Annotated in this window: 10 protein-coding genes and 1 pseudogene; all 11 read right to left on the bottom strand. The window is 31.0% G+C overall.

The features are described 5' to 3' along the window. Positions 1-60: 60 nt before the first annotated feature. Positions 61-1,953, bottom strand: a complete 1,893-nt coding sequence (locus ACODS7_RS30365) for a hypothetical protein (protein WP_243169335.1) — start codon at positions 1,951-1,953, stop codon at positions 61-63. Between the two features lie 48 nt (positions 1,954-2,001). Next, positions 2,002-2,466: a Panacea domain-containing protein gene (locus ACODS7_RS30370; RefSeq protein WP_208730276.1), complete on the bottom strand. Its 465-nt coding sequence runs from the start codon at positions 2,464-2,466 to the stop codon at positions 2,002-2,004. A 168-nt stretch (positions 2,467-2,634) separates the two neighbouring features. After that, positions 2,635-2,847: a hypothetical protein gene (locus tag ACODS7_RS30375; protein WP_002142768.1), complete on the bottom strand. Its 213-nt coding sequence runs from the start codon at positions 2,845-2,847 to the stop codon at positions 2,635-2,637. A gap of 233 nt (positions 2,848-3,080) precedes the next feature. Further along, entirely contained in the window at positions 3,081-3,233 is a 153-nt protein-coding gene (locus tag ACODS7_RS30380; RefSeq protein ID WP_000383803.1) for a hypothetical protein, read from the bottom strand. A 371-nt stretch (positions 3,234-3,604) separates the two neighbouring features. Beyond that, complete coding sequence (locus ACODS7_RS30385; protein ID WP_243169334.1) at positions 3,605-3,763, bottom strand: hypothetical protein; 159 nt, start codon at positions 3,761-3,763, stop codon at positions 3,605-3,607. Then, a complete protein-coding gene (locus tag ACODS7_RS30390; RefSeq protein ID WP_243169333.1) occupies positions 3,741-5,054 on the bottom strand; it encodes a hypothetical protein in 1,314 nt (437 codons plus the stop codon). Before ACODS7_RS30390 ends, ACODS7_RS30385 begins: the two co-directional genes overlap by 23 nt. Before the next feature lie 168 nt (positions 5,055-5,222). Beyond that, positions 5,223-6,278, bottom strand: a complete 1,056-nt coding sequence (locus ACODS7_RS30395; RefSeq protein ID WP_243169332.1) for an N-acetylmuramoyl-L-alanine amidase — start codon at positions 6,276-6,278, stop codon at positions 5,223-5,225. Next, complete coding sequence (locus tag ACODS7_RS30400; RefSeq protein ID WP_243169331.1) at positions 6,275-6,514, bottom strand: holin; 240 nt, start codon at positions 6,512-6,514, stop codon at positions 6,275-6,277. Before ACODS7_RS30400 ends, ACODS7_RS30395 begins: the two co-directional genes overlap by 4 nt. After that, the gene (locus ACODS7_RS30405) at positions 6,514-6,750 is read right to left on the bottom strand and encodes a hemolysin XhlA family protein (RefSeq protein WP_000348876.1); all 237 of its coding nucleotides are present in this window, start codon (positions 6,748-6,750) and stop codon (positions 6,514-6,516) included. The genes ACODS7_RS30400 and ACODS7_RS30405 overlap by 1 nt, the downstream gene beginning before the upstream one ends. Before the next feature lie 78 nt (positions 6,751-6,828). Continuing rightward, positions 6,829-7,200, bottom strand: coding sequence for a hypothetical protein (locus tag ACODS7_RS30410; protein WP_243169330.1), 372 nt, complete (start codon positions 7,198-7,200; stop codon positions 6,829-6,831). 39 nt (positions 7,201-7,239) lie between these two features. Beyond that, positions 7,240-7,445 (bottom strand): annotated as a pseudogene (locus ACODS7_RS30415) (tail fiber domain-containing protein); the annotation flags it as partial.

Raw genomic sequence — 7,445 nt, forward strand, 5'->3', positions numbered from 1 at the left:
AGTATGCGAATTCAGGAGGTGTTTTTTTCATGTACCACTATTCGGGTTCACTTCAGTTTTTTAAGTAGGGCTTTTTATTTCCTTTCTTTTTAAATCCATTTTTAAAGAAAACATAAATTTATTATTTTGGATATACAGTAATCCATAATCTACTTTTCTATTAACAATTTTATCAAGCAGGTATTCTATATACTCACAATCATCTTTTATACCTTGTATATCTATATAATTATCTTCAATGTCTTTTTTACTATCTCCAGGTAGACTTTTTAAAACTGCATATTTTTGTTGACCATAGATTAAGATTTTCATTTTATAAAAACAGTATTCGAAAGTTTGTATATTGAAATTGAAATCAACTTTTTGTTCATCGGTTTCCATAAAAGATTCTTGTTCATTTTCCGAAAAATCAGATGAAACTGTCGCATTTTCTTTTCCAAATTTATTTAAAGCTAATTTTACATCCTTACTCTCAAATCTTGTTATTAAAAACTTTATTAAAAAACCCGCACAAGAATGATGACCTAACTCTATACTTTTTAAAATAGCTTTCAAAATTAAATGAATATCTTTTTGAATAATCCTTGTTCGCACAAATCTTAAAGACATGCGTTCTAAAATAGTAAGCGAACTATCCGAATTTTTTTTCTCTTCTCTTACAACTGAATATATAATGTTACATAAAAATTTTACATCTTTGCTTTCAACAGCACGTAAGATTAAGTTTTGGTACACTTTTCCTATTTTATCTTTTTCTATGTTGTTTAATGATTCCAATAACAAATTAAATTTATGTAAATCATCCAATTTAAAATTAGATGTCAGATCAAACAACTCTTGATTGTAACATTGATATAATACATTGTTATTGTTTTTTGGCTTAAGCTCTTCGACTAACATCTTAAGAGTTTCTTGACCTTTAATTATTTTGTTATCATTAAACAGCTTTACGACTAGCTTTACATGATTACTTAGAATTGATTGATATAACTCTCTATATACTCGGAGTTTCTCTTCATTCAAAGGCTCTCCTTCTTCTAATTCAAAGAAATCGATACTATTAAAAACATTTAAAGGTTCCTTTATATCAGTTAACATTTCTTCAAATATTAAATTCATATTTTTTTCGTTCATATAACTCAACATTTGATAAACACTTTCCATATGCGCATGGATTCTCTTTTTTTGTTCTTTTAAAATTTTATGAACCTTTGTTTTTTTTTCTCCATCCCAAATATTTATCATTTCTTTAAAAACAATAATTTCTCTATTAGTTAAATCAATGATTTCGGGTAATAATTTCACAATGTTTATATTACGAAACGCTCTTTTTACAATAAAATATAACAAAATTACTGAAGCAATAACTAAAATGCACCAAATAGAGATAGTTTTTATCCACAATATGATTTCTTTTAACTCAAATATTGTATAGAATACAAGACCAAATGAAAAGGAAAATACCGAAAATACAATAAATAAATTCAACTGTATGTTTTCTATTGTACTACTAATAATTGAGGACGCTATTTGTTTCCTCTCTCTATACGAAAACGTATATATCGTTATTGTAATTGGCAAAATATATTTTAATAAATCAGTTATCGTCTTACCTAAGTTTTGTACATTATTAGGATAAGTTAAACCATTCAGATCAAAAATTACCTGTATTAACATTAAAAATAGGTATAGTAGGATTATTATCAAAACCCCACTAAAAAATGCCCCTTTGCCCGTAGTGATTTTATATATTAAATAATATTTTTGTACAAATAAATTCTCTTTAGATAGTTGCTCAGATATCCACCTTCTATAGGTTTCTATCTTCTCTTTAATGACCTGTATTTGATTAATTATCTTTCCTTTATAAGTATTAAATTTCCCTTTGCAAATTTCCAATTTCTGCTTTAATTCCAATAGTTTCTTTTTTACAAAATTAAACTTCCTACTCAAGAATACAATCACACTCCAATAAAAAAACAGACAAGACAATCTTGTCTGTTATTCCAAAATTTTTTTAAAGTATTTTTTCATTATCTTTTTGGATATTAATTCATTACTATTCTCATTGGGTGCGAACCCTTTTCTAGCATTAATCCAAGGCGATTCTTGATGAGTGAGTTCTTCTAAAAACTTACCATCATATTCACCATAAACCTTCCAAACTAAGTCTAAAGTTTTTTTAGCTAATTCATCATTTACTATTGCCTGTGGCTGTTCAGTTGGAGGAATCTCGAAATATTGATACTCTCTATACTCTGTGTACAAATCGGGACATACAGGACCGTGAACCCAAGCACGAATTTCATTATCAAAAAGTGCTTCTCCATTATTTAATGCCATATGCCAACCTTGCGCATAATACACTAATTTTTGCAACTTAAGATGTGTTATAGAATATTCTGTGTTCGGTTTACTTTTACTAAGAAAATAATTCGCTACATCGAATGCTGTAATATTTTTCATGGTTGTAGTCCCCCTTTCTATATTGAGGTTAATTTACTTCTAATTATATTTTACTACATTTTCATTAAAAAATCATTTAATTTATTGTAATTATTACCAAAACATTATATAATACTATATTTTGCGATTATCCAAAATGAAATTATTATATATAGTATTAATAACTTTTTATTTTTTCATCTGTTCTTTCCTATTTAAAATATCCTTTTTAAAAAATAATCTATCTCGAACCATCTCTTTAATCGGCACTAACGTCCCCGACTTCACCAACTTATTTAAATTCTGCCTTGAGCATTCTAAAATCTCCAATGCCTCTGAAGTATTCACTATTTCATCATTTACGAATTTTATTAGTTCTTCCTTAGATTCAAAGTTATACATTTTTCTTCTCCTTTATATACAAAATAACCATGTTGATTACCATTAGGATTATCGCTAATATAGTACCAATAATACAGATATAACCCCATGCGTTTAAATTATCATAGTCAAGAATTGATAAAATGAACCCTAAAACAATGACTACAGGTAGATTCGTCCAGATAAATTTTTTCATAATAATATGGAATGTGATATAATCTTAAATGCAGGAGAGGTTTCCCTCCCCTGTGTGCTTATTCTGAGTCGTTTCCTTGGTCGGGGCGACTCTTTTGTTTTTCCTCTTTCACCTTGTAATATGTATCTACGATGTTTTTAACACCTGCGGTTACTTGAGAGAAAACCGTTGCTGTTGTAGCTATAGCACCTAAGATTATTATCCAATCCACTTTGTTCACCTCCTGTTCTTTATACTCTTATTATACACCTTAAGTTGACTTAAGTCAACTGTATATCAAGAATATTTTTCCTATAAGTCTAATTTTATCCTATAAAATAGCACATTCCTCCCATACGAGAAGGACTTTTTTATTACTTATTTCTTAGTACATTTACATTATTTCAATTTGTATTAAAAGAATTTGGTATAATTAGCTTAATTTAAGGGAGGGAGATAGTTTGAAGGTTGTTCAATCTATATTTAGGGGATTTCGTTTATTAAGTAAAATCATTAATCCTATATTAAAAGCATTATCTAAAAGTAAATTTTAAAATATCATAGTAACAAGAAAGATCGACTCAATCAAGAGCCGATCCTTTTTTATTTTTCGTCCTTTATTTTTTTCACAATTTTGTCAGCAATTTGTTTTCCTAAATTTTGTTCCTCTTTATTAAATAGCAAGAAGTTTTTTTTCCCTTTCGGTTCTTGAAAAAATAGACCTTTATTTTTACGATTATCAGCGAACATTATTCCCATCATTTTCATCTCTCCTTAAGTAGTTTTGGAAAAATAAATAATTTAAATCTGAATTAAAGTAATGTTTTCTCGTTATCCATACAAAACCATCACCTTTTGTAATAACCGCTACGTCTATAGGGCCACCTACAGTTTCAGCTTCTGCTGTTACTCTTCTTTTAAATGATGTTAAATTAACTAGAGCCTCAGCCATTGCTGCAAGTTCTTCTTTAGGTAGAACTTCTACAATATCCAAAATAGGTTGAATATAGTGTTTTCTTTTAGCATCTGTAAGCTCCTTTTGGAAAAGCTCAAGCGCCATTTGTCCAGTTTCCTGAATTATTTTTTGCTGTTCCTGAGTAAAACTCACATTTAATCGGTTGGATAACACTTGGTCATACTGATTAAATATGTTATTTAAACATTGATTTATAACCCCAGATAAATCAGGATTAATTCCCGTCAGAAAAGAATATACCATCTCTTTTTGTGCAAAGGGTACTATAGAAGCCGTACTTTTCCCATCACCTCTCTCTGCACCAATAATGTTACAGTCATTCAGAAGATATTTCAATTTGTCACAAAATATCCCTTCAACATTGTACTCATATAGGGATGGAAAGACTTCTTTATCACCAAATCCAGCTATAACAACGCCCGAAACCCTATCTGAAAAATATTTACTACACATTAAGTATGTAGCCCAAGTAACAAATTTCTCTTTTAATTCATCATCAATGTCTATATATATAGTATGACCAAGAACAGTATGAATATCATTGGCATGTTTTCCTTTGAAATCTTCGACAAAATTATCGTCAAAACCTTCAATTGATTCACTGCCTCTTAAATTTGTTACCTTTTCATCCAAAATTCCGCTAATTATACGTGCCACATCAGAGTCTCCTAGACCCGTACCTTGAAACTTTGTATTTATTATTTCGTTAACTTCTTCTAATAATTCTAATAAGAAGAAGTTAAATATACTTTGTACCGAACTATGTTCACCTATGTATTGCTTTACTAAAGAATCATTTTCCAAAAAATCAATGAAATCATTACAATAATCTCTTAACTCATTAAATATCGTAGTACCCAGCTTTTTTCGGTACATTTTTATTAAATTTTCCCATGGGATTCCCATAAAGCTCGCTCCACCATAGATCATTATACCTACTGGTTGATATTTAGATAATGTGAATAACTTATTTGCAGAATTATACACCTTTTGAGCTCCAGTTGTTCCAATAGTAACGGCGCTATCTGCTGCTAACGCTACCCCTGTTTTGTTTAGTACCGCGATTTCAGCTGTCATTATTTTCCCCCTATAAAAAATAATATATAACCTAGCTATATATTACCTTATTTTCCATATAAATTGTAGAATATTGAAATATTCATCCACACTTTTCATAAAATCAATATAAAACGATGTCAGAATTAAAAAACCATAAAAAGTACTGACTCAATGAGCCGGTACTTTTTATTTTACTTCTACATAATAAGAACTTGCTGTAAGATAGAATACATCCCCTCTACTATTCCTCACTTTATATTGTGGTGAACCATTGACATTTACTTTTTCATCAATTGTAAATCCCAACCCCGTATCTACATAACCAGCAACATCCTTATCCTGCCAAGATGGAGATTCATAGAAACGTAAATTGTCCATTTTAGAAATAACCCTCTTACCAATTATAGTAGAAGCATCTGTCTCATTGTAACGGATGTATGAGGAATCATAATAAATCCATTGGTTACCACCAAGATTTAACCAGTTCCCTAATTTGCCCCATACTTTATAAGCCTCTCCTTTTTGTAGTTTACGAATAACACTATTATCTGTTGATGGTCCAGAACGGAGATTTACATTGTACCCCTCAATATACGCAATCCCATTCACCTCTACTGTACCAGGTACTTCATTTGGTTTTTGTGGTTTAGCATCCACTGTAACAGAGTTCCCATTATAAGCTTTTAACACGTCTGCTCGGAATTTAGCCTCTGATACACCATGACTACGAAGATAATCAAGTGGGTCTTCATGGTCTGTACCACCTAATTTATAAGTAATATCCTTATGTGTCCATAATCCTTTAGAAGGATGAATATTTCGTTCTCGCAAGATTTCTCCAATCAACTCTACATATCGTTCGTAAGAACGTTTGAATTTCACTGGATTGCTTGTCTCACACAATTCAATATGAACAAATCTAGCATTCGCTGCTGGACCTGCACCCCATGCACGATAGTTAGTAGATGCAATTTGAATCTTTTCATTCCAGTCAACTGCATAGTGAACAAACGCTGAACGCCATGTACGAGACTCATATTTTTGAATATTAATAGCTGGGGCTTCTGGAGTAGCTGTAGAATGAGCTACAACGCCTTCATAAGCACCAACACCATTACGGTATGGTTGTTTTGGTAAATCAGGAATAATCAAAACCCTATCAGCAAATACGTTTGTTCCAATTGATAATACTAAAATCATAGCAACAACTATAGATGAAATATGTTTCCACTTCTTTTTCATTTTACATCGGCATCCTTTTTTATAATTTTTGTGTGGTCAAATAATCCACTTGCTGACAGTCCAATAATGCTTCCTTGAAATACATTTGTTTTGATATCTTGAGACAAAAATAAAACGCCTAGCATTATGCCAAGCGTTAAATTTAGTAACGGAACATATTTTGTTTGCATCCCAACTGTTTTTGCAATTTGTGATAATCCTACAACAACACCAATCATTACCGTAATTTCAATCATTACATACCACCTCCTTTCAAGAAGAAGGTCAGAGCCGCCCCAATAAGCCCACCAACAATAAGGCGTAAGATCCAAGTTGTATTAGCGCTAATCTTATCTAATTGCTTATTGATATTAATAATGTCTTTCTCGTTACCTGTTGTTCGCATCTCTAAGCTTTTAATTTCTAAACGAATGTCCTTGATATCTTGCTTTATTTCTTGAACATCACTTCTTACCTCTTGCAAACCATCCATACCGTCCACCTCTTTCCAACCTCATAAATTATTCAAAATAAAAAAGCCTACTTTTCGTACGCTTTGCTTTAAATCTAGTTATTTAGTTACTCCGTGATTATCTGATGCTTCTATATGTTCCTTAATAGAATCTCCAGCACCTACTTCTGTAGAAATCTCTGATGCCGGATCTCCTGCTTTAATAATAGAAACGGTAATTGGACTACCTCTGAATAACTCAACATTAACGTTAAAATTGCTCGCGGTAATAATTCCGGCATTTACTAAGTTATCTACAACATCATCGATTTCCATAAATTTATTATCGTTCCCTGGCATCACATCTTCATTCGGAGCCGGGTTTTGAACTAATTGCATAACTAACTTCTCTAGTATTGGCATGATCTGATTGATAATTTGGCTTTGTAATTGATTTCCCTCTGGATTTGTACTTTGGATTTGATTGGTCATTTTGTTCTCTCCCCATTTAGACAATAAAAAAAGACCAGCTCATGGCTGCTCTGGTTTCTCGTCTATTAATTTTTGAACTAAATCTTTTAATGTGGATACTTCATTTGAAAGCGTTGAAACTTGCTCTTTTAGTTGTTTATTTTCTTCCTTTACTTCTTTCAATTCAATATGCATTTTTTGAGTGGCTGCAATATGAATTGCCAAAGTTCCATATATATTAACAGCCTTACCATCTTCTGATTTGA

This window comes from Bacillus sp. FG16 (assembly GCF_057809515.1).

What these genes read in the sequence shown, in the direction of transcription:
- ACODS7_RS30370 (WP_208730276.1), bottom strand. Translation starts at nt 2,466, where the DNA reads ATGAAAAATATTACAGCATTCGATGTAGCGAATTATTTTCTTAGTAAA.
- ACODS7_RS30375 (WP_002142768.1), bottom strand. Translation starts at nt 2,847, where the DNA reads ATGTATAACTTTGAATCTAAGGAAGAACTAATAAAATTCGTAAATGAT.
- ACODS7_RS30385 (WP_243169334.1), bottom strand. Translation starts at nt 3,763, where the DNA reads ATGATGGGAATAATGTTCGCTGATAATCGTAAAAATAAAGGTCTATTT.
- ACODS7_RS30390 (WP_243169333.1), bottom strand. Translation starts at nt 5,054, where the DNA reads ATGACAGCTGAAATCGCGGTACTAAACAAAACAGGGGTAGCGTTAGCA.
- ACODS7_RS30395 (WP_243169332.1), bottom strand. Translation starts at nt 6,278, where the DNA reads ATGAAAAAGAAGTGGAAACATATTTCATCTATAGTTGTTGCTATGATT.
- ACODS7_RS30400 (WP_243169331.1), bottom strand. Translation starts at nt 6,514, where the DNA reads ATGATTGAAATTACGGTAATGATTGGTGTTGTTGTAGGATTATCACAA.
- ACODS7_RS30405 (WP_000348876.1), bottom strand. Translation starts at nt 6,750, where the DNA reads ATGGATGGTTTGCAAGAGGTAAGAAGTGATGTTCAAGAAATAAAGCAA.
- ACODS7_RS30410 (WP_243169330.1), bottom strand. Translation starts at nt 7,200, where the DNA reads ATGACCAATCAAATCCAAAGTACAAATCCAGAGGGAAATCAATTACAA.